At 54.0% G+C, this 1,020-nt stretch carries 1 protein-coding gene; it reads left to right on the top strand.

The genetic code is table 11. The features are described 5' to 3' along the window. Nucleotides 1-147 precede the first annotated feature (147 nt). On the top strand, nucleotides 148-858 hold the full coding sequence (locus WD823_RS03385; protein ID WP_368428080.1) for an Abi-alpha family protein: 711 nt from the start codon (nucleotides 148-150) through the stop codon (nucleotides 856-858). Nucleotides 859-1,020: the final 162 nt, after the last annotated feature.

The raw sequence follows: 1,020 nt of genomic DNA, 5'->3' as shown, positions 1-1,020 counted from the left end.
GGAAGGGAATCGCTTCGAAGTATCTGGATTTGTGATCGTATCGGCATAGGCAAGCTTCTATCATTGGGAGCATGCTTCTACATCTGCATGCTTTCTCGGGCAGCAAAGTGCCGTTCATTCACCGGTTAGGTCTCACTACTGCGAGCCGTGGATAAGGACACCGCAAAGGCGGCGCAAGAAATTGCCAAGGCAGGCGGGAAGGCGCTCGAGGTCGCAGAAAAGGTCGGTGCGTTTCTCAACAAGGTTGTTGGCGATGCAGTCGTAGAGCTCGGCGGCGCCGTTCACGACTGGGCGAGACTTTTCAGATACAAGAACTTGCTACGATTACAAGACAAGGTCGAGGAGATACACAGAGAAAGAAAACTTCAGGGAAAGAGCATCCCTGTTGCGCCGCGATTCGCAATCCCGCTCTTGCAGGCCGCGTCGCAGGAGGATGACGAATCCATTCAAGATATGTGGGCCGGTCTAATTGCCAACTCCACTGACCCGGGCAGGCGCTTACAACCGAAGAAGATCTTTACAGAGATTCTTTCTTCCATCGAGCCGATTGATGCGCAAATACTCAAGTACTTATCGAGCCAAGGATGGCTCATGCACCGAAACGTCCCGAATGGAGGCATCACGCTCGCCAAAATTCAGTCAGCCCTCGGAAACAGCGAAGACGATATCCGACTTTCGCTCCAGAACCTTCATCGCCTCGGATGCATCATTGACGAATACGAAGCAACGTGGGACCAAATTGACACGACAAGCTTTGGCCAACGAATAACAGATCCAAAGACAACGTTCCGGCCGTCTCCACTGGGCTTTTCGCTGCTGAAGGCTTGCGATCCCAAATTACCGGAAACAACAAAGTGACACCTAACCCCACGCCGCAGGCCGACGCGCGCGCGAGCGCCGTGCTTTGCAAAGGTCCATTGGCGCGCGCGGCTGGGCGTGAACGTTACGCGTGTGGAAACGGCCGCCCTATAATTGGCACCGGAGGTTCCAATGAAATACCGGATCGCACTGCACAAATCG

Source organism: Sulfuricaulis sp., from assembly GCF_040901545.1.
Taxonomy (GTDB): domain Bacteria; phylum Pseudomonadota; class Gammaproteobacteria; order Acidiferrobacterales; family Sulfurifustaceae; genus Sulfuricaulis.
The sequence above is the reverse complement of the archived record's forward strand: the minus strand, read 5'-3'. Positions and strand labels throughout refer to the sequence as shown.